General features: G+C 61.6%; 19 protein-coding genes and 2 riboswitches. Of the genes, 10 read left to right on the top strand and 9 right to left on the bottom strand.

What is annotated here, in order from left to right; all coding sequences use genetic code 11:
- Positions 1-77: 77 nt before the first annotated feature.
- Positions 78-896, bottom strand: coding sequence for an alpha/beta fold hydrolase (locus C4J83_RS17710; protein ID WP_124417783.1), 819 nt, complete (start codon positions 894-896; stop codon positions 78-80).
- Between the two features lie 148 nt (positions 897-1,044).
- Here C4J83_RS17710 and C4J83_RS17705 point away from each other — a divergent pair, with 148 nt between their 5' ends.
- Positions 1,045-2,112, top strand: coding sequence for an NAD(P)-dependent alcohol dehydrogenase (locus C4J83_RS17705; protein ID WP_119736086.1), 1,068 nt, complete (start codon positions 1,045-1,047; stop codon positions 2,110-2,112).
- Positions 2,113-2,234: 122 nt separating this feature from the next.
- Here the strand turns inward: C4J83_RS17705 and mntP are convergent, their stop codons facing one another.
- Positions 2,235-2,798 (bottom strand): manganese efflux pump MntP, encoded by a 564-nt coding sequence (gene mntP, locus C4J83_RS17700; protein WP_124417782.1) that lies wholly within the window; start codon positions 2,796-2,798, stop codon positions 2,235-2,237.
- Positions 2,799-2,810: 12 nt separating this feature from the next.
- Positions 2,811-2,978: riboswitch (yybP-ykoY riboswitch) on the bottom strand.
- 136 nt (positions 2,979-3,114) lie between these two features.
- Here mntP and C4J83_RS17690 point away from each other — a divergent pair.
- Positions 3,115-3,867 carry a LysR substrate-binding domain-containing protein gene (locus C4J83_RS17690; protein ID WP_256660606.1) on the top strand — a complete coding sequence of 251 codons (753 nt, stop codon included), beginning with the start codon at positions 3,115-3,117 and terminating at the stop codon, positions 3,865-3,867.
- A 29-nt stretch (positions 3,868-3,896) separates the two neighbouring features.
- Here C4J83_RS17690 and C4J83_RS17685 read toward each other — a convergent pair whose 3' ends face one another.
- Positions 3,897-5,324: a phosphatidylserine decarboxylase family protein gene (locus C4J83_RS17685; protein ID WP_124417780.1), complete on the bottom strand. Its 1,428-nt coding sequence runs from the start codon at positions 5,322-5,324 to the stop codon at positions 3,897-3,899.
- Positions 5,325-5,415: 91 nt separating this feature from the next.
- Complete coding sequence (locus C4J83_RS17680; RefSeq protein WP_106579605.1) at positions 5,416-6,003, bottom strand: LuxR C-terminal-related transcriptional regulator; 588 nt, start codon at positions 6,001-6,003, stop codon at positions 5,416-5,418.
- A gap of 130 nt (positions 6,004-6,133) precedes the next feature.
- On the opposite strand from C4J83_RS17680, the gene C4J83_RS17675 reads away from it, so the two are divergent.
- The 4 genes from C4J83_RS17675 to C4J83_RS17660 all read left to right on the top strand — a co-directional run bounded on the left by C4J83_RS17675 (position 6,134) and on the right by C4J83_RS17660 (position 10,770).
- Positions 6,134-7,312: an acetyl-CoA acetyltransferase gene (locus C4J83_RS17675; RefSeq protein ID WP_106579606.1), complete on the top strand. Its 1,179-nt coding sequence runs from the start codon at positions 6,134-6,136 to the stop codon at positions 7,310-7,312.
- Positions 7,313-7,315: 3 nt separating this feature from the next.
- A complete protein-coding gene (locus C4J83_RS17670) occupies positions 7,316-8,851 on the top strand; it encodes a class I adenylate-forming enzyme family protein (RefSeq protein WP_124417779.1) in 1,536 nt (511 codons plus the stop codon).
- A 43-nt stretch (positions 8,852-8,894) separates the two neighbouring features.
- Complete coding sequence (locus C4J83_RS17665) at positions 8,895-10,223, top strand: MFS transporter (protein WP_124417778.1); 1,329 nt, start codon at positions 8,895-8,897, stop codon at positions 10,221-10,223.
- Positions 10,224-10,296: 73 nt separating this feature from the next.
- The gene (locus C4J83_RS17660) at positions 10,297-10,770 is read left to right on the top strand and encodes a YbjN domain-containing protein (protein ID WP_177410121.1); all 474 of its coding nucleotides are present in this window, start codon (positions 10,297-10,299) and stop codon (positions 10,768-10,770) included.
- A gap of 3 nt (positions 10,771-10,773) precedes the next feature.
- Here the strand turns inward: C4J83_RS17660 and C4J83_RS17655 are convergent, their stop codons facing one another.
- Positions 10,774-11,640: a LysR family transcriptional regulator gene (locus tag C4J83_RS17655; RefSeq protein WP_124417777.1), complete on the bottom strand. Its 867-nt coding sequence runs from the start codon at positions 11,638-11,640 to the stop codon at positions 10,774-10,776.
- A 93-nt stretch (positions 11,641-11,733) separates the two neighbouring features.
- On the opposite strand from C4J83_RS17655, the gene C4J83_RS17650 reads away from it, so the two are divergent.
- Entirely contained in the window at positions 11,734-12,294 is a 561-nt protein-coding gene (locus C4J83_RS17650) for a DUF4865 family protein (RefSeq protein ID WP_124417776.1), read from the top strand.
- Here C4J83_RS17650 and C4J83_RS17645 read toward each other — a convergent pair.
- Together C4J83_RS17645 and C4J83_RS17640 are read right to left on the bottom strand one after the other, a co-directional pair.
- Positions 12,284-12,985 carry a CbtA family protein gene (locus C4J83_RS17645; protein ID WP_234452516.1) on the bottom strand — a complete coding sequence of 234 codons (702 nt, stop codon included), beginning with the start codon at positions 12,983-12,985 and terminating at the stop codon, positions 12,284-12,286. The two genes, C4J83_RS17650 and C4J83_RS17645, sit on opposite strands and share 11 nt — an antisense overlap.
- Positions 12,986-13,031: 46 nt before the next feature.
- Positions 13,032-13,244, bottom strand: coding sequence for a CbtB domain-containing protein (locus C4J83_RS17640; RefSeq protein ID WP_119736068.1), 213 nt, complete (start codon positions 13,242-13,244; stop codon positions 13,032-13,034).
- A gap of 46 nt (positions 13,245-13,290) precedes the next feature.
- Positions 13,291-13,370: riboswitch (adenosylcobalamin (AdoCbl) riboswitch) on the bottom strand.
- A 71-nt stretch (positions 13,371-13,441) separates the two neighbouring features.
- Here C4J83_RS17640 and C4J83_RS17635 point away from each other — a divergent pair.
- From C4J83_RS17635 to C4J83_RS17625, 3 genes are read left to right on the top strand one after another with little or no spacing between them, the layout of a single operon-like run.
- Positions 13,442-13,996, top strand: a complete 555-nt coding sequence (locus tag C4J83_RS17635) for a histidine phosphatase family protein (protein ID WP_124417774.1) — start codon at positions 13,442-13,444, stop codon at positions 13,994-13,996.
- 45 nt (positions 13,997-14,041) lie between these two features.
- Positions 14,042-14,797 (top strand): precorrin-6A synthase (deacetylating), encoded by a 756-nt coding sequence (gene cobF, locus C4J83_RS17630; RefSeq protein WP_124417773.1) that lies wholly within the window; start codon positions 14,042-14,044, stop codon positions 14,795-14,797.
- 12 nt (positions 14,798-14,809) lie between these two features.
- Entirely contained in the window at positions 14,810-15,529 is a 720-nt protein-coding gene (locus tag C4J83_RS17625; protein ID WP_124417772.1) for an alpha/beta hydrolase, read from the top strand.
- A 1,810-nt stretch (positions 15,530-17,339) separates the two neighbouring features.
- On the opposite strand, the gene C4J83_RS17605 is transcribed toward C4J83_RS17625, so the two are convergent.
- Positions 17,340-17,897: a DcrB/PsbP domain-containing protein gene (locus C4J83_RS17605; RefSeq protein ID WP_124417768.1), complete on the bottom strand. Its 558-nt coding sequence runs from the start codon at positions 17,895-17,897 to the stop codon at positions 17,340-17,342.
- A gap of 73 nt (positions 17,898-17,970) precedes the next feature.
- Positions 17,971-19,779 (bottom strand): monovalent cation:proton antiporter-2 (CPA2) family protein, encoded by a 1,809-nt coding sequence (locus C4J83_RS17600; protein ID WP_106579619.1) that lies wholly within the window; start codon positions 19,777-19,779, stop codon positions 17,971-17,973.
- Between the last annotated feature and the right edge of the window lie 211 nt (positions 19,780-19,990).

Genomic DNA, 19,990 nt, shown 5'->3' with positions numbered 1-19,990 from the left:
TCATACCGAGGGTCAGCGCCGGTCGAAAAAAAAGCCGGGCAAGCCCGGCAAAATAAGGAGAGGGTGATTCACTCGCTTCAGCGATTGAGGAACGCCAACAAGTCTTCGTTCAACTGCTGGGTGTGGGTGGCGGCAAAACCGTGCGGCGCATCCTTGTACACCTTCAGTTGCGCGCCCTTGATCATCGCGGCCGCGACTTTGCCGGTGGTTTCGAACGGCACGATCTGGTCGCCGTCACCGTGGATCACCAGGGTTGGCACCTCGATCTTGGCCATGTCCGGGCGGAAATCGGTCTCGGAGAACACGGTGACACAATCCACGGTCGATTTAAGCGACGCCAGCAGCGCGACCTGCAAGGTCTGCGTCAGCACGCCCTGGGAGACTTGCTGGCCCTTGTTGATGCCATAGAACGAGACATTGAAGTCGCTGATAAATTGCGCGCGATCCTTCAGCAGCCCGGCCTTGATGCCATCGAACACTGCGGTAGGCACGCCCTGCGGGTAATCCGGTTTTTGGCCGAAGATCGGCGTGACGGCGCCCAGCAGCACGAGGCCGGCCAAACGCGAGTTGCCGTGGCGAGCGATGTAGCGCGCCACATCGCCGCCGCCCATCGAGAAGCCCACCAGGGTCACGTCTTTAAGGTCCAGGTGTTCGATCAGTTGGGCGATATCGTCGGCGAAGGTGTCGTAGTCGTTACCGGTCCACGGTTGGTCCGAGCGGCCAAAACCCCGGCGGTCGAAGGCGATGGTGCGAAAGCCACGGCTGCTCAGGTATTCCATCTGGTATTCCCACATGTCGGCATCCAGTGGCCAGCCGTGGCTGAACAGCACGGGTTTACCGCTGCCCCAGTCCTTGAAATAGATCTGGGTACCGTCTTTGGCAACGAATGTGCTCATGGAAAACTCCTTGGGGGTCAGGGGGCAAAAGCTCAGTCTCACTATCGCGTTAAACCGGCTCAGGGGCTTGTACGGATGTGCTCGGTTGAACGCTTGCGCGTCTGCGTTGGTCCACTGACCTCTACCGTCAGTTCAACAGGTGAACCAAATGGCCAAGACTTACAGCTACGCCGCTCGGGATTCCAAGGATGCACTCAAGCCTTTTACCTTCGAGCGCCGCGCGCCGGGGGCGGACGACGTTCAGATCGATATTCTCTATTGCGGCGTGTGCCACTCCGACCTGCACACCGTGCGTAACGAATGGCACAACACCTTGTACCCGTCGGTGCCCGGCCACGAAATCGTCGGCCGCGTCACGGCAGTCGGTGCCAACGTGAAAAAATTCAAGGTCGGTGACCTGGCCGGTGTCGGTTGTATGGTCGACAGCTGCCAGCACTGCGCATCCTGCGCCGAGGGCGAGGAGCAATACTGCGAGAACGGGTTTACCGGCACCTACAACGGCCCGGTGTTCGGCGGCGAAAATACCTTTGGCGGCTACTCGGACAATATCGTGGTCAAGGAGAAGTTCGTGCTGCGCATCTCCCACGATGATGCGAACCTGGCGGCCGTGGCGCCGCTGCTGTGCGCCGGCATCACCACTTACTCGCCGCTGCACCACTGGAAGGTGGGGCCCGGCAAAAAAGTCGGGGTGGTCGGCCTCGGCGGGCTAGGGCATATGGCAGTGAAGATCGCGCATGCCATGGGCGCGCATGTCACGCTGTTCACCACCTCGCCGAACAAGCGCGAAGACGGCCTGCGCCTGGGTGCCGACCAAGTGGTGGTGTCGAAGGACCCGGACGAGATGGCCAAGGTCGTCAACAGCCTGGACTTCATCCTCAACACCGTTGCCGCGCCGCACGACCTCGATGCGTTCCTCAATCTGCTCAAGCGCGATGGCACCATGACGCTGGTCGGCGCCCCCGACAGCCCGCATCCGTCGCCGACGGTGTTCAACTTGATCTTCAAACGCCGCAGCCTGGCCGGTTCGTTGATTGGCGGTATCCAGGAAACCCAGGACATGCTGGACTTCTGCGCCAAGCACAAGATTGTCTCGGACATCGAGATGATCGACATCCAGGGCATCAACGAGGCGTACGAGCGGATGCTCAAGGGCGACGTGAAGTATCGCTTTGTGATTGATATGGAGAGCTTGAAGAAGGAAAGTCACGCGGCTTAAACGCTGCAGACCTGCTGTGGGAGCGGGCTCGCTCGCGAAGGCGCAGGGTCAGTCAAAAAATGCATCGACTGATTCGCCGCCTTCGCGGCAAGCCCGCTCCCACATTTGTTCAGTGCGAGCCGTTAAGCCGATAAATGCTCGTAGAGAATCGTCGCACCCACCAGCATCAACACCACGCCGCCGACCATTTCGGCGCGCTTGCCCACCACCGTGCCCAGCACCCGCCCGAGCATCATGCCGATGGTTACCATGGTCATGGTCGCCAGGCCGATGGCTGCCGACGCCACCAGAATATTCACATCAATGAAGGCAAGGCCCACACCGACGGCCATCGCATCAATGCTGGTCGCAAAGGCGGTGAGGGCCAGGATCATGAAGGAATGCTGGGTAGGCTTTTGCGCCTCCTCATCGTCCGCCTTGAGCCCGTTATAGATCATGTGCAAGCCCAGCGCGACCAGCAGGGTAAAGGCGATCCAGTGATCCCAGTCCTGCACCCAACGCGTGGCCGCATGGCCGATGGCCCAGCCGATCATCGGCGTAATGGCTTCGATCACACCAAAGATCAGGCCGGCGCGCAGTGCTTCGACCAGACGCGGTTTGTGCAGGCTGGAGCCTTTGCCGATGGCCGCCGCAAAGGCGTCCGTGGACATGGCCAGGGCGAGAAGAATCAGGGAAATAGGGTTCACGGTGAGGCTTCCAGTCGGGCTGTATGAGTCAACGACACAACCACACGCCCGACTTTAGGCATGGATGTGTCGCTGGTCTCACCAACCTCAACGGTGTTCGTACCACGGCAGGTTGCCGAATATGTTGATACGAACGCTTCTGAGCGGGTCAGAAGCCGGTTACTCCCCAACGAAGGGGCGCATCATAGACAGCCCAATATGAAAATTGCGTCAACGCCCTTCAAATACCGGTGGACGGCGCTCGGCGAACGCCGCCAGCCCTTCACCGAAATCAGCACTGGCGCACGCCTGGCGGCGCAGTTCGGCGATGTGCTCCATGGCTTGCACGGGCGGCCAGACCTTGTACCGACACGCCGTCGACCTGTTGCGCCAGGCCGATGCCACCCATGAGCTGTTGCGCCAGGACGCCGAGTACCCGCAGGGCAAGGTCTCGGTGGGCATGCCCTCGAGCACCGCGCGGATGCTCGCGATGCCGCTGGCACGCACGATTCGCAGCCGTTATCCGGGGATCAAACTGGAGCTGATCGACGCGCCAAGCGCCGACCTCGCAGGCCTGATCACCGTGGGGCGCGTGGCGCTGGCGGTCGAAGTTGATGGCGTGCCGACACGCGGCGTGGTGTCCCAGCGGTTATTCAGTGAAACCCTGTACCTGGTGGCATGGCCGGAATTTGAATTGCCGCAGACGTCGGTGAGCCTGCAGAGCCTCGCGCAGATGCCGTTGGTGTTGCCCTGCGCGCCCAACACCATTCGCAGCCGCGTGGAGTCCGCCATGCAGGAAGCGGGGCTGCCATTCGCCGTGGAGTTTGAAGCCAATTCCACTGATCTATTGTTCTCGGCGGTACAGGCGCGGCTTGGGGTAACCATCCTGCCGTGGGCGGCGGCGCACGTGGAGTTGGCGCAACAGTCGCTCAAGCTGGCGAGCATCGATCACCGCTTGTTCAGCCGCGAACTGTCGTTGTGCTGGCCGGATACGGCGGTGCACAGCAATGCCGTGCAGAAAGTCAAAGAGACGATTCTGGAATTGTTCGAAGCGTTTGAGCAGCAACAGGGCTGGGCGGCGGCTGGCTGATTGCGAACCGGCCGCCGCCGCCCCTTGGATCACTTGGGTTTTTGGGTGTCGAGTGCCGTTGCAATCACGCTGCCCATGGGCGTCGGTTTGGGCGACTGACGGTGCAGCACGGCATTCACGGCCCACTCTTCAAGGCGTACGCGGTCACGCTGGAACACCATCATGTGAGTCGAGCCGCCGAATTCGAAGTGACCGATTTCGGTGCCGCGTGTGATCTTCACCGGCGTGCTGCCTTCGTCGACGATAAACCCCGGTTCGATGATGCAGGTCGACACTTCAACCATGCCAATGCAGATCAGCGCCACGTACCCGCAGGTGGGGTGTTCGAAGATGAAAATGGCGCGCGCAGCCACATGGCCCAGATAGGGCTGCGACTCGGTGCCTTCCCACGTGCCCGGGCCTTCTTTCTGCGCCGGGCGTTGGGCGAAGTAGGTGCCAGGTTGCACCCACGAACGCAGCAGCGTGCCGTCCAGCGGCGCGTTCCAGCGGTGGTAGTGGGTGGCGGAAAGGAAACCCTGATACAGCTGCCCACCTTCAAAGTGCTTCGCCCAGTCACGTTGGCCGGCGAACAAGTCCAGCAGTGAGTAGTTGACGTCCTTGATCCAGAAGTCGCTTTCGAAGGCGATGTTGTTCTGGTATGCCCACGGCGTGGTTTCGCAGCCGATATCGACCTGCGTTTGCGCGTCGCCCTGGAACGGTCGGGCGCCGGGCACGAACTTGCGGATGAAAAACGCGTTCCAGGAATCGTAGCCGTAGCCAGGCTTTTTCGGGTCGCATTCCATCTGGTCCCATACACCGGCTGCCCAGGCGGCCTTGGAGATCCACGAGCCGGGTTTTTCCGGGTTGTTGATGTCGAGTTTGTCCAGGGATTGCGGGCTTTTGAGGTAGGCGTTCCAGGTGTTGAGCACGTTCTTGAATTGCTCATTGAAGGTGGTGTCATGGAACAGCGCAACGCCGGCTTCGGTGGCCATGGAAATCGCCAGGAAGGCATTCATGGGCGTGCCGACCTGGGCAGTGTCGTTGAACGAGGACGAGGTGGTGACAATTTCGTTGAGGATCTCGAAAAAACTGTCGTAGTCCTTGATCCACACGACGTCGCCGTCCTGGGTCTTGATCTGGTCGCGAGTGTGCGGCGGCAGGGTCAGCACGAACGCGTTGGACTGCTCGATCAGCGACATGATCCACATGCGGTACACGCTGTGGGTGGTCACCCAGTGTTTGAATTCCACCAATTGCGGCTGCATCGGCGCGAGGGTGCCAGCCTTTTTCATGGCGTCGATGTAGTCGCGCAGTGGCACCAGGAAGTTGGCGGTGGCCCACACGCGGTTGGGCACCCAGAAGCCCATTTGCACGGGGCCGGCGTTGTCCAGGGTGAGCAGGTTTGAACCGCTGCCCTCGACGGGTGGCGGAGTCTTGCGAGGTTGGGTGGCGGGCGAAGAACGGTCGGAGTGCGCCATATCATTAGTCCTTTAAGCGTAACTGCGTGGGAAAGCTCCTTTTGAGCATTCTCAGCGTAGCTAGCGCGGGACCGGGGTTTGTAATGGTTGGCTATAACCAGGCGCGCCCGCCGACGAAAATCATTTTCGACACCAGCTCCACGATGTTTTTCACCTCGAGTTTCTTCATCAGCCGTGCCCTGTGCACTTCCACCGTACGGTGAGAGATCGCCAGGCGCTGGGCGATTTCCTTGGATTTAAGGCCGTTGACGATGTGCATGGCGATTTCCCGCTCACGTGGCGTCAGGTCGCCGGTGCCTTGGTGCGTACGGTCCAGGCGCTCGAAGTGCCAGATCATCAGCTTGAACGGGTCTGTGGGCGTGAGGGTGTAGCCGTGGGACTTGGCCCAGAACACCTCGCCGCTTTTGTGCTGCATGAAGCGCTCATCGGAGTAGAAGCCGTTCTCGCTCTCCAGCAGCCAGTCGTGGCTACGCTTGCCGATGGCGTGATAATCGGCCTGGGACGGGTAGATCAGCAGGGTCAGTTGGTTGACCAATTCGTCGCGCGAATAGCCGAACAACTGCAGGAAGGCCTCATTGCAATCGACCATCACGCGGTTGCGCGTGACCAGTTGCGGGGCCGGGGAGAGCTGGAACGCCAGGCGTTCGATATCTTGAAGTTGCTGGGTAAACGCGTTCATTGGGCATCCTGCCTCGTTGCTTTTCTCACCGGGCCTACTTATCCATGTAAGTAGTTACACGAATTGGCGAGCGCTCAGCGGTGCGTCATTGTAGGTAAATGTCCGCATCAAAAATAGAAGAAAATTGATTATGCCAGCTGATTGCGTCTCCATTGTTGCCGCCGGTCATTCGCGTTTTGGTCGCCTGGAAGGCACCACCCTTGAAGACCTGATCGTGCAGGTTACCCGCGAAGCCCTGGCCGACGCGGCCATTGATGCGTCACAAATCGATGCGTTGTTCCTGGGTCACTTCAACTCGGGGTTGGTGCCTGACGGGTTTGCCAGCTCCTTGCTGTTGCAGGCCGACCCGGGCCTGCGCTTCAAACCGGCCACGCGCTGTGAAAACGCTTGCGCCTCCGGCTCGGCGGCGATCCAGGCCGGGGTCAATGCGATCCTCTCCGGCAGCGCCGACCTGGTGCTGGTGGTTGGCGCCGAGAAGATGACCCACACGTCCACCGCCGAGGTTACCCAGGCCCTGGCCGGCGCCGGTTATCAGAATGACCCGGCCGAAGCCGGCTTGAGTTTCCCGCAGCTGTTCGGCCGTGCGGCGCGCCAATACACCGAACGCTACCACTGCCCGCTGGGCTCGATGGCCGCCATCGCCACCAAGAACCACACCAATGCCATGGCCAACCCGCTGGCGCAAATGCACCGGGTAATGGATTTCGAACACTGCAACAACGTGTCCAAGAGCAACCCCTTTGTGGCCGAGTCGCTGCGCCTGACCGATTGCTCGTTGATCAGCGACGGCGCCGCCGCGATCATCCTGGCCTCACCCAAGCGGGCGCGCGCGTTTCGTCGGGATGTGCAGATTCGCGCGATGACCCAGGTCAACGACTGCTTGCCCATCGCCCAGCGCGACATCCTGGCGTTTGAAGGCCCGCAACGGGCCATCCACTCGGCGCTGCGCGGGGCGAATATCACCCTGGCCGACCTGAGTTTCGCCGAGGTGCACGACTGCTTCACCATCGCCGAACTGCTGATCTACGAAGCCATGGGCCTGGCGCCCAAGGGCGAGGGCCATCGCGTGCTCGACAGTGGCGTGGTGCGCGCCGGCGGGCGGCTGCCGGTGAATCTTTCGGGTGGGCTCAAGGCCAAGGGGCATCCGGTGGGGGCCACCGGCGTGTCGATGCACGCCTTGGCGTTCCGCCAATTGACCGGCGAACCGATTGGCCTGGCGGTGCCCAACCCGGAGTTTGGCCTGGTGTTCAACATGGGCGGCATGGCAGTGGCCAACTACGCCTCGGTCCTGCACGCGCGCCGGTACTGACCCATGAACATTGCCAACTGGTTGCACGACACCCAGCGCCGCGACCCGCAGCGACCGGCATTGTTCGAAGGCACGCGGCAGGTGGCCGACTACGCCACCTTTGCTGCGCATGTTCGCCAGCGCGCCGCACACTTGGTAGACCAGCACGGCGTGACGGCCGGTGATGCGGTCGCCGTGCTGATGAAGAACAGCTGCGATTACCTGGAAGTGCTCTACGCCATCTGGTGGCTGGGCGCAGTGGTTGTGCCGATCAACGCCAAATTGCACCCGGCTGAGGCGGCCTGGATCGCCGATAACGCCCAGGCGCGCCTGATCTTTACCGACGGCGGCCGAGTATTTTCGGCGTCGCGGGACTTGCCCCAGCCCTGTAAGGAACTGGACGGCCACACACTGCCGCCGACACGTGGCTGGCCAACCCTGGCGCAGCCCGAGCCACGCCAGGACCAGGACCTCGCATGGCTGTTTTACACCTCCGGCACCACCGGGCGCTCCAAGGGCGTGATGCTGTCCCATGGCAACCTCATGGCGATGTCGTTGTGTTACCCCACAGACGTGGATCCGGTCAGCGCCGATGACGCGGTGCTGTATGCCGCGCCAATGTCCCACGGCGCCGGGCTCTACAACTTCATTCATGTGCGCTGCGGCGCGCGGCATGTGGTGCCGGCCTCCCACGGTTTCGACGCCGCCGAGCTGTTTGGCCTGGCGGCCGAGCTGGGCAACGTCTCACTGTTTGCAGCGCCGACGATGGTCAAGCGCATGGTCGAACAGGCGCGGCGCCAGGGCTATCGCGGCGAAGGCATCAAAACCATCGTTTACGGCGGCGGCCCGATGTACGTGGCCGATCTGTGTGAGGCCGTCGACACCTTTGGCCCGCGGCTGGTGCAGATCTACGGCCAGGGCGAGAGCCCGATGACCATCAGCGTGCTGCCTCGCGCGCTGATCGCCGACCGCCAACGCGCAGACTGGGCCACGTTGGCTGCCTCCGTCGGCCACGCGCAATCGTGCGTTGAAATCCGCATTCTCGACGCACAGCACCAGCCGGTGCCGACGGGCGAGCGCGGCGAAATCGCCGTGCGCGGTGCCACGGTGATGCAAGGCTACTGGCGCAACCCCGAGGCATCGCGCCAAACCCTGGTCGAGGGCTGGCTGTTGACCGGTGACGTCGGCTTTCTCGACGCGGCGGGTTACCTCACCCTCACGGACCGTTCCAAGGACGTGATCATCAGCGGTGGCAGTAACGTGTACCCGCGTGAAGTCGAGGAAGTGTTGGCGCAACATCCTGAGGTGTTCGAGGTGTGCGTCGTGGGGGAGCCGGATGCGCAATGGGGCGAATCGGTGGTGGCGTTTGTGGTGACGCGCAGCGGCCAGCCCCTCGATCAAGCCGAGCTGACGGCATGGTTTTTACAGCGCATGGCCTCGTTCAAGAAACCCAGGAAGTACCTGTTTCCCGGCGAATTGCCAAAGAACAGTTACGGCAAAATCCTCAAGACTGACTTGCGGCAGTGGCTGAAAGCAGCGAGTATCGCCGCGCTTCCCTAGACCCGTTTTTCATGGACAGAACATCAGACAAGGAGTCCCTTCGATGGGCAATCAAGCGCAAGACACGGTCCGCAAGCGGCGCCGTGCGTTTCTCGGTGCCACTTCCGGTCACTTGATCGAGTGGTACGACTACGGCGTCTACGGCTTTCTCGCCGTGTACATCGGCCAGGCATTTTTCGTCTCCGATGACCCGACCACCAGCTTGCTGGCCAGCTTCGCAGCGTTTGCCCTGAGCTTTTTCATCCGGCCACTGGGCGGGCTGTTCTTCGGTCCGCTGGCGGACAAGATCGGGCGCCGCAAAACCCTGATCATGGCGCTGGTGATGATGACCGGTTCCACCGTCATGCTCGGCCTGTTGCCCACGTACGCCACGCTGGGCATTGCTGCGCCGGTGCTGCTGATTCTGGTGCGCTGCGTGCAGGGTTTTTCGGCGGGCGGCGAGATCGGCACAGTGACCAGCTTTATCTCCGAATACGCCGGCCCCGGCCGACGCGGCTTTGCCACCTGCTGGCTAATGGTCACCGCCGTGCTCGGCCTGTTGCTGGGCGGCGCCGTAGCCAATGGCATGACCTGGATCCTGGGCGCCGAGGTGATGCAGGAATGGGCCTGGCGCGTGCCGTTCCTGATCGCCGCACCGTTGGGTTTTATCTCCATGTACATCCGCCTCAAGCTGGAAGACAGCCCGGAGTTTCTCGCCTTGCAGCGCGCCGGGCAGACTTCCCGTGCACCGTTGCGCGAAGTCTGGCAGTGGAAGCGCGCGATTGCCCTGGTGTTCTTCATCATCACCTTGCACAGCTCGATCTTTTACCTGGTGCTGACCTTCGCCTCGACCTACATGGCCAAGATCCTCAAGTTCGACAGCGGCACCACGCTGCTCTATGTGTTCGTCGCGAGTTTCTCGGCCGCGTTCGTGATGCCGTTTGGCGGTGCGTTCACCGATAAATACGGACGTAAGCCGTTTCTGATGGTGATCGGCACCCTGGCTACGCTGGCGATGTTCTGGCTGTTCAAGTCGGCGCCGACCGCCACTGCTGCATCGTTCTTCGCGCCATTGATGGCGGTGGCGATCCTGTTCGGGCTGTATGCCTCCTCGACCTATGCGCTGATGAGCGAGCTGCTGCCCACGCGCATCCGCTCCACCGGGATTGCCGTGGCGTACAACGTGCCGGTCGCGGTGTTTGGCGGCAGCGCGCCGCTGATCTCCACCTGGCTGATCAAGGTGACGGGCGACATCACCTCACCCTGGTATTTCTATGTGGCAACCGGTGTGGTGTCGTTGATCGCCCTGGTGGTGCTGCGCAAGGAAGATTTCGTCGCCAGTGGCAGCCCGTTGTTGGCGCCGGCGGGGGCCGTGCTGGCCACTGCCGCCTGATCGACTGCGGTTTTCGAAAACCCGGCTACGCTGTTTCAGGCGCCTATCATTGATCTTCAAGGAAGACCTGACCATGAGTGAACTGATCAACAGCGTTACCCCGAAAAGCCTGACTGAATTGCTGCAGGAAGCCGGCTATCGCGTCAACCAGACCGAACAGAACGGCATCGTGCAATTGCTCAGCGCGAGCCAGGGTATCGGCTTTGCCGTGCGCTTCGGCAACCCGGCGGCGGAGCAGGGCAGTTACGTCGACTTCACCTACAGCTGCGCCCTGCGCGTGCAAGGCGAATTGCCCGAAGGCCTGGCCCAGGTATGGAACGCATCGCGCCGTTTTGCGCGGTTGTCGGTGCAGGGTGAGTTCCTGCTGATGGAAATGGATGTGGTGGTGGCCGGTGTTGGCACCACGCACCTGCGCAGCCAGCTGGAACTGTGGGATCGCCTGCTGCAGGAGTTCATCGTCTACCTGCGTGACTACAGCCAGCAGGCGGCTCAGTTGCAGGCCCAGGCCGCCACCGCTGTGGCCAGCGAAGAAGCGCCCGTCGCCTGACACTCAGCGCTGCAGCACACCGCGAAACGTTGCGCTCAACGCGCGCAACGTTTCGCGCGAGCGTGCATCACTGATCCGGCTGTACAGCAGCACTTCACTGACGGGTAATGCGGGCAGGCCGTATTGCTCGCTCACGTCCACCGCCCCGGCCGGGGCCACGCGTGGGGCGAGGGCGGCGACCCCCAATCCGGCGCTCACGGCCGCGCCTACCGCCATCACACCACCGCCGACAAACACTTCGGTCCAGTCGATCCGCGCTGCATCCAGTGCTCTGACCGCCAGGTGCCGAACGCCACAGGGCGCGGCCATGGTCGCCATGCGCAGCGGTGTGCCGGGGCTGTGTTGCCAGTGGGGCGCGGCGAACCAGCCAAAGCGTTCGACCGCCAGCACTTCGCCGTCCTGGCGATCGCCTTCGTTGCGCACGATCACCGCGTCCAGTTCATTGCGATCAAACGCGGCCACCAGGTCGCGGGACGAGGCGATGCGCACCTCGAGAATCACCAGCGGGTCGTAGGCCGCGAGGCGGCTGAGCCAGGTGGGCAAGTCCGGCCCGGCCACGTGGTCGCTGATGCCGATCACCAAACGCCGTGGCGCGTGGGTGCCCAGGTCCGCCAGTGCCCGCTCATGGGCATTGAGCAGGACACGCGCGGCCACGATGAACTGCTCGCCTTGGGGCGACAGTTGCACATGGCGAGGCGTGCGTAGCAACAGGCGGTAACCGAGGCGTTCTTCCAGCCGCTTGAGCTTCAGGCTGATGGCGGCCTGGGAGGTGTCGAGCGCCTCGGCGGCGCGGGTGAAGCTGGCAAAATCAGCCACCAGCACGAAGGCGTGCACGGTGTCGATGTCCAGGGGTTTGAGCGCGTCAGTCATATCCAATCCTTATCGCACTTATATTCGGCCATATCTTGTTGAAATCATCGCCAGTGCGCAAGCTCAGTCCACATCTTGCACAGGAGCTTTGCCATGTTTGCCAAACAATATTCACACCGCCTGCCTGCCGACTACGACATGGACGTGATACGCCGGCGCGCCGCGCAACTGGGGCCGTTGTGGGATGACGCGCAAGGGCTGCTGTTCAAGGCGTTTATCGCGCAGACGCGTGGGCAGGCGCCGGGCAATGTGTATGCGTCGGTCTACCTGTGGGCCGACCCGTTGCAGGCCGCCGACTTTCTACTGGGCGAGCGTTTTCAAAAGGTGCTCGACAGCTTTGGCCGTCCGCACATCGAAAGCTGGTTGCCGCTGGATGTGCAGCGTGGGCCCGCGCAGCACGCGTTGAGCCTGTACCGAGAGGAGTGGCCGCTGGTGCCGGGGGCGGATCGGGCCGGGATCGTCGCCGAGGAGAAACGGCGCAATCAGCAGGTGGCCGACAGCCGCGACACGTTCGCGGTATGCCTGGCGCTGGATGTGCAGGCGTGGCGGCTGGTGCGCATCACCTTGTCGGGCAAGGCGCTGGATGCGGCGCATCCCGGAACGGGCTATGACGTGTTGTACCTGGCCCGCCCCGGGAGTCAGTTCAAGGGTTGAAGCGCGCTTTTGGCTGGCTGAGCTTGCGCTCGGCCACCGCGCCAAACACCAGGCCGAGGGTGGTCCACAGCACCAGCTGGATACCCAGCGACGCTACGCGGAACTTCCACAGCAGCACAGCCGAAAACGCCTCCGGCACTTCGTTGATCACCGGGAACAGGCTGCCGGCCACCGACACAATCACGATGTACAACGCCGCACCCAGAATCGCCCCGGCCCAGATGCCACGGCGGGCAATCAGCTTGCGTGCGGCGTTGATCGCAATCACCGCGGCCGCCACTGACACCAGCAGCATGAGGAAGAACAGCTTGGTGCGCTGCGCGATGGTTTCGGGGTCGCCCACCGATGGCGGGTTGGCCGGGTACTTGAGCCCTGGCACCACGGTAATTGCCACACATGCCGCCAGTGCCAGCAGCGCCGCCAGGCCACGCGGGCCGACCTTGCCGATGCGGCCCAGGGCGTAAGCGAACACCAGGGCGAAGAGGCCGCCCAGTGACACGCTGTACACCACCACGCCGGTGAACAGGCCGAAGGTGCTTTGCACCTCGCGGCTTACCAGTTCCTCTTCCGGCGCATCGCCGTGCATCTGTGCCATGTGGTCTTCAAAGGCGATGGCCTTGTCGATCTGCGGTTCACCAAAGGCCTTGGCGAAGCCGAAAGCCAGCACGCCGGCGAGCAAGCCCACCAGCATCCCGCGTAGGAGTAAATGCCCTGTCATGTCGTGTCTCTCTTATCGATTAATGGCAGGGGAAACCCAGCAGGTGGCGGCCGTCGTGCACAAATTCATGCACATACATGCCTTTGAACACAGCGGTGGCGCCTTGCTCGGCGCCGACAAAATAGAGCGCCAGCAGCAACAACAGGCCACCGAAGATCGCCCAAGGCAGAATTTCGCCCAAGGGCAGGGTGGGTCCATACACATCAGGGTTCGTTGCAGCGGTGTTAGCCATGAAGACCTCCAGGGATGACGCGTCCCGAAATGGATTGCGATTGGGCTGAAACAGGGTCTGGCTTACGGCTAAAAGGCCGAATACAGTGGCGCGACCGCGCCGGATTCGAACCGGCTTCCTCTTTCATGTTCGTTGTAACATGTTGAAACAACTTTGCCAGTCTACGCCGACTGCGCGTCGAAACAGAGTGAATTGTGATGCAGGCCACCCGCTTGACCTTGATATGCCATGCCGCCACGCCGTTGCAAAAACAGGGGCGGTTTCCCGATGACGAATCGGTGGCGATGCAGTGGCAGCCCGCGGCGTTGTCCCTGGCGGGGCGTTTCAAGAAACGCTCGCGACTGGTGTGTGGGCCCGAGGCCCGAACCCGACAAACCGCGGGCTTGTTCGGCGACAACGCGCAGGTCGAAGACGCGTTGCGCGACGGTGATTTTGGCACCTGGAAAGGCCAGGCCATCGCCCAGCTCGACAGCCATGCATTGAGTGACTGGATGACCAACAGCACCAGCGCGCCTCACGGCGGTGAGTCGGTGGAGCAGATTTGCGTGCGAGTCGCTGACTGGATGAAAAGTCTCGAAACCCAGCCCGGGCAGGTAGTGGCCATCACCCACCCGTTTGTGATTCGCGCCGCGATGCTGTACGTGTTGCAGTTCCCTATGTCGATGTTCTACCTGATTGACGTCGAGCCGCTGTCCGCCACTGAACTGCGCTTTAACAACGTGTGGCGCCTGCGTCTGGAAACTCACGCCTGAGCGCGTGAACATGGCAAAATCCACGCCCCGCAATGAGAGCAACCCATGAAACGCATCCTGATCATCGGCATTGGCGCCGGCAACCCTGACTACATCACGATGCAAGCCGTCAAGGCGCTGAACCGCACTGACGTGTTTTTTCTGATGGACAAGGGCCAAAGCAAAGACAAGCTGATCGACCTGCGCCGCGAGATCTGCCAAACCTACATAACCGAGCCTGGCTACCGTTTCGTCGAGGCCGACTGCCCCGAGCGCGTGCGCGGCGATATCGACTACACCACCGCCGTGCAGGACCTGAATCGCGACAAGCAGCAGACCTTCGAGCACATGATCAACGAGCAGATGGCTGACGGTGAAGTGGGCGCGTTCCTGGCCTGGGGCGACCCTGCGCTGTACGACAGCACCATCCGCATCCTGCAGGCGATTCTGGCCAGTGGCCGCAGCGTCTTCGAGTTCGAAGTGATCCCCGGCATCACCAGCGTGCAAGCCCTGGCCGCCCAGCACAAGGTGGCGCTGAACCGCATCGGTCGGTCCATCGAGATCACCACCGGGCGCCGGTTGGCGGCGGGGCAGGCGAGTGATGCGGACACTTTGGTGGTCATGCTCGACGCCGAAGATTCCTACCGCAGCGTGGCCGATCAGGATATGGATATCTACTGGGGCGCCTACCTGGGCACGCCGGACGAAATCCTCATCAGCGGCAAGGTCAGTGAAGTGGCTGAGCAAATCCAACAGGTGCGCAAGGCGGCGCGTCTGGAAAATGGCTGGATCATGGACACTTACTTGTTGCGCAAACCCTGAGGTCACTTTCCCATGCTCAAACTCTTTGCCCTGGCACTGACCCTGATGGCCAGCGCCGCCCACGCCGACGCCACGCTGCACACCGATTTGCCCCTGTCTTATCTGGAACAGACCCAGAGCGATGCGCGCAATCAGCCGTTGGTGATTTTCCTGCACGGTTTTGGCAGCAACGAGGAAGACCTGTTTGGCATCAAGGACGCGCTGCCGTCCACCTGGACCTACCTGTCGGCACGTGCGCCGATGCCCGTGGACCCCCAGGGTTATCGCTGGTTTACCAAGACGCCGGATGACGGCGACTACAATGGCGAAACCGCCGACCTGCAACGCAGCGCCGCGCTGATCGAAGACTTTGTGGGCAAGGCCACAGCCAAATACCACACGCACAGCGATCGGGTGTTTCTGGTGGGGTTCAGCCAGGGCGCGATCATGTCGTACGAGGTGGGCTTGCGAAAGCCCGCGTTGGTGCGCGGCATCGCGGCCTTGAGCGGCAGTGTATTGCCGGTGCTCAAGGCTGAACTCAAGCCCAGCGAATCCTTGGGCAAATTGGCGATCTTTATCGGTCACGGCACTCTCGACCAGGCGCTGCCGTATGCCTCGGCGACGCAGGCCAATGAGGTACTGGTGGGCCTTGGATTGACGCCGGAGTTTCACGGGTATCCGGGCATGCCGCACACCGTCAGTGAGACCGAAGTGCAGGACCTTAAAGCCTGGTTGGAGAACAGCCTGAAGTGAACCGGCGGGTGAGGGCTGCTGCGATAGTCATTATTCGTTTGCTAGCTTTGAGTGCCTGCTGGTTGCTGCGCTAATGGCCTTTCTGTGCGAGCAGGCTTGCTCGCGAATGCGGTGTTTCAGTCAGCTCATGTATCACTGGCACACCGCCTTCGCGAGCAAGCCCGCTCCCACAAGTTGACCGAGTTCAGCTGCAAGCACCGCACTGCTTGGCTTTTCTGTGGGAGCGGGCTTGCCTGCGATGCGAGCGCCTCGGTACATCAGACATACCCAGGTGATGCCATCGCAGGCAAGCCAGCTCCCACATTTGACCGGGTACACCTTTGATTGGGTGCACCAAGATCCAACTGTGGGAGCGGGCTTGCTCGCGAATGCGGTGTTTCAGTCAGCTCATGTATCACTGGCACACCGCCCTCGCGAGCAAGCCCGCTCCCACAAGTTGACCGAGTTCAGCTGCAAGCACCGCACTGCTAGGCTTTTCTGTGGGAGCGGGCTTGCCCGCGATGCAGGCGTCTTGGTGCATCAGGCATACCCAGTGGATGCCATCGCAGGCAAGCCAGCTCCCACATTTGACCGGGTTTACCCTTGATTGGGTGCACCAAGATCCAACTGTGGGAGCGGGCTTGCTCGCGAATGCGGTGTTTCAGTCAGCTCATGTATCACTGGCACACCGCCTTCGCGAGCAAGCCCGCTCCCACCAGTTGACCGAGTTCAGCCGCCAGCACCGCACTGCTTGGCTTTTCTGTGGGAGCGGGCTTGCCTGCGATGCGAGCGCCTCGGTACATCAGGCATACCCAGTGGATGCCATCGCAGGCAAGCCAGCGCCCACATTTGACCGGGTACACCCTTGATTGGGTGCACCAAGATCCAACTGTGGGAGCGGGCTTGCTCGCGAATGCGGTGTTTCAGTCACCTCATGTATCACTGGCACACCGCCTTCGCGAGCAAGCCCGCTCCCACAAGTTGACCGAGTTCAGCTGCAAGCACCGCACTGCTTGGCTTTCTGTGGGAGCGGGCTTGCCCGCGATGTGGGCGCCTCGGTACATCAGGCATACCCAGTGGATGCCATCGCAGGCAAGCCAGCGCCCACATTTGACCGGGTACACCCTTGATTAGGTGCACCAAGATCCAACTGTGGGAGCGGGCTTGCTCGCGAATGCGGTGTTTCAGTCAGCTCATGTATCACTGGCACACCGCCTTCGCGAGCAAGCCCGCTCCCACAAATTGACCGAGTTCAACTGCCAGTAGCGCAGTGCTTGGCTTTTTTGTGGGAGCTGGCTTGCCTGCGATGCAGGCACCTCGGTGTATCAGGCACACCCAGTTGATGCCATCGCAGGCAAGCCAGCTCCCACCTTTGATTGAGTTTAGCCTTCAAGGTCAGGTCGGCTGTCAGGCCGCCTCGGCTGTGCTTTTGCTTCTACCACTCAGGTCGGCTACTAGGCCGCCGTGCTCTGCTTTTGATCTTGATCTGCTTTTGACTTTGATCTTAGGCGCCCCGTTAAACCACGCTGGCCGAACGCAGGTAGTACGGAGCGGGTAAACCGGCAGGACGCCGGTTTAGCCGCGACGGGGCAGGGACGCCCCGTCGCGGCGGCCCGCTGCGTACTACCGGAGTGAGGGCACACCGAGCCTAGGCGAGGTGCCGAGTGGTGGGGCAAGAGCCCTTTGGTTACTTTGGGGCTTTTCCAAAGTGACCCGCCGTAAGGGCGGAACCCATACCCGCCATCACCCAACCAACGGATATGCCCCCGGCCCCCTGCAACACCCCGCACTACTCACCGCCCATCACCCCTCAATCACCCGCAAAACCCGACTACTTACCCCCAGTAATCTGCTTCACCAACTCCGCATGCCCCTTCACATCATCCGCCCGTGAAATCGCCTGAATCACCAGCAAGTGATTGCCCGAGCCACCCAGGAATGTCGAGTTCAACGTCTTGCCGCCACCCTGGGTGGCCGTGCTGTCGACCTGACGCAGGCCAAGACCTTTGAAGGTCAGTTTCTTCTCGTTCTGCTTCTTGAAATCAGGCAGGGCAGCGCTCTGGTCCTTGACGAAATCAGCCACGGCGCCATCCAGAAACTGCGGGTCATTGTCTTTGATTGTGGCCCCGTCGTTGCGCACCGTTTCAGCCACGATCACCACACTTTTCGTGGTCGAGTTGGCGTACAGCGTGCCCTGGGTGTCGGCGGTGCCATCCTCAACCTTGCCGGTCGGCAGCGTGTCGGCGACGTAAGCCTTGGGCAAGTTGAAGGTGAACTTGCCACCCAGCGTCGAAATGGTTTGTGTAGCGGTCGGCTTGGTTGCCGCAAACACGCCGCCGGCGGTAAGCGCCAGGGCCAGCAGGACGGCGGTCTTGGTGAAAGTGGCCATGAAGCGCTCCAGTGGATGAACGAAATTGCGGCGTATTCTGTCAGAAAACTCGCCAGATCGTTCATCCCTGTCCTCACACTTTGTCGGACTCTTCCTCAAGCCGATCCATCTCAAACAGCCGCGCCAGTTCCGTACGCGCTTCCTGGGCGGTTTGCATGACCTTGGCCGCATCGTCATATACCGCATGTTGCGCAGCGAGCACTTGCAGGTCGTGGTTTTTGAAACGGGTGATGCGCGCATCGGCCTGGGCCTGGGTCAGACCGAGACCCACCAGGGTGCGGCGGCTCATTTCCAGGCTGGAGTAAAAGGTTTCGCGCACCGGTGACGCGTCCAGGTCGACCAGGCGGTGTACGTGTTGGCGGTTACGTGCACGGGCGATGATTTTCATGTGCGGGTAGAGGTTGCGCACCAGTTCGGCGGTCTTGATGTTGATCTCCGGGTCGTCCATGGCAATCACGAAGAACTCGGCCTGATCGACCTTGGCCGCGTGCAGGATTTCCGGACGCTGCGGGTCGCCGTAGAACACCGGCATACCGCCGAAACTGCGGGTCAGCTCGATGGTTTCCACCGAGGTGTCGAGGGCGATAAACGAGATGTTTTGCGCACGCAGAATCCGCGCCACGATCTGGCCCATACGGCCCATGCCGGCAATCACCACACGCGGTGCATCGCTTTCGATGGCGCGGTATTCCTCCGGCACTTCCACCGGTTTGACCTTGGGCTTGAACAGCTTTGGGCACACCAACAGCAGCAGCGGCGTCACGGCCATGGACAGCGTGATGGTCAGCACCAGCACATCGTAGAGGTGCGGTTCGAACAGGCCCTGGTCGCGCCCGATCTTGAACACCACAAAGGCAAACTCACCGCCGGCGGCCAGCACCACGCCCAGGCGCAGCGCGCTCTCGCGATTGAGGTCGCCTGCCATCCGGCCAACCGCATACAGCAGCGGCAACTTCAAGCCGATCAACAGCAGGGTCAGGCCGATCACCACCAGCGGCGAACTGAGCAGCAGGCTGAGGTTGGCGCCCATGCCCACACTGATGAAAAACAGGCCGAGCAACAGGCCTTTGAACGGTTCGATCTGCGCTTCGAGTTCGTGGCGGTATTCGGAGTCCGCCAGCAGCAGCCCGGCGAGGAAGGCGCCGAGGGCCATCGACACGCCCACCAGCTCCATCAACCAGGCCGTGCCGATCACCACCAGCAGCGCGGTGGCGGTGGACACTTCGCGCAGGCCGGTCTTGGCGACAATGCGAAACACCGGACGCAGCAGGTAGCGTCCGCCGATGATCACCACCGCGATGCTGCCGAGTATCTGCAACACGTGTTGCAAGCCCTGGGCTTCAGTGGTCGGATGATCACTGCCGGCCAGCAGCGGCACCATCGCGATCAGTGGAATCGCAGCGATGTCCTGGAACAACAGAATCGCAAACGCCAGGCGCCCGTGCGGCTGATTCAGCTCTTTGCGTTCGGCCAGGCTTTGCAGCCCAAACGCGGTGGAGGACAGCGCCAGGCCCAGGCCCAGCACAATCGCACTGTTCCAGGCCTGGCCAAACAGCCACAACGCCACCACCGCCATCACCAGCCCGGTCAGCAGCACTTGGGCCAGGCCCACGCCGAACACCGCTTTGCGCATCACCCATAAGCGCTTGGGCGACAGCTCCAAACCGATGATGAACAGCAGCAACACCACGCCCAATTCAGAAAACTGCGCCACGCTTTGCGGGTTGCCGATCAGGCCCAATACAGAAGGGCCGATGATCACACCCGCGAACAGATAACCCAGCACTGCGCCCAGTTGCAGACGCTTGGCCAACGGCACGGTCAGCACGGCGGCGAGCAGGAACACCACGGCTGCTTGTAACAGGTTGCCTTCATGGGGCATTGCGAACTCCAGGATCTTTAAAACAAATCAACAGGGCGCCATTAGAGCGCTTTTTTACATTTCGAAACTTGTATTTTTGACGCGACAGGCAATGGATATTGGCTGTAGTCCCATTCTTACCGGGCGCTTACGAAAGTATTAATACCATTTAATTCAATGACTTTTCTGTAGGTCTACTACCGTTTCGACAAACTAGATCAGTTGTCACCAC

This window comes from Pseudomonas sp. LBUM920, from assembly GCF_003852315.1.
Classification (GTDB): Bacteria; Pseudomonadota; Gammaproteobacteria; order Pseudomonadales; family Pseudomonadaceae; genus Aquipseudomonas.
Note: the sequence above shows the minus strand (reverse complement) of the source record. Positions and strands in the feature narration are given on the sequence as shown.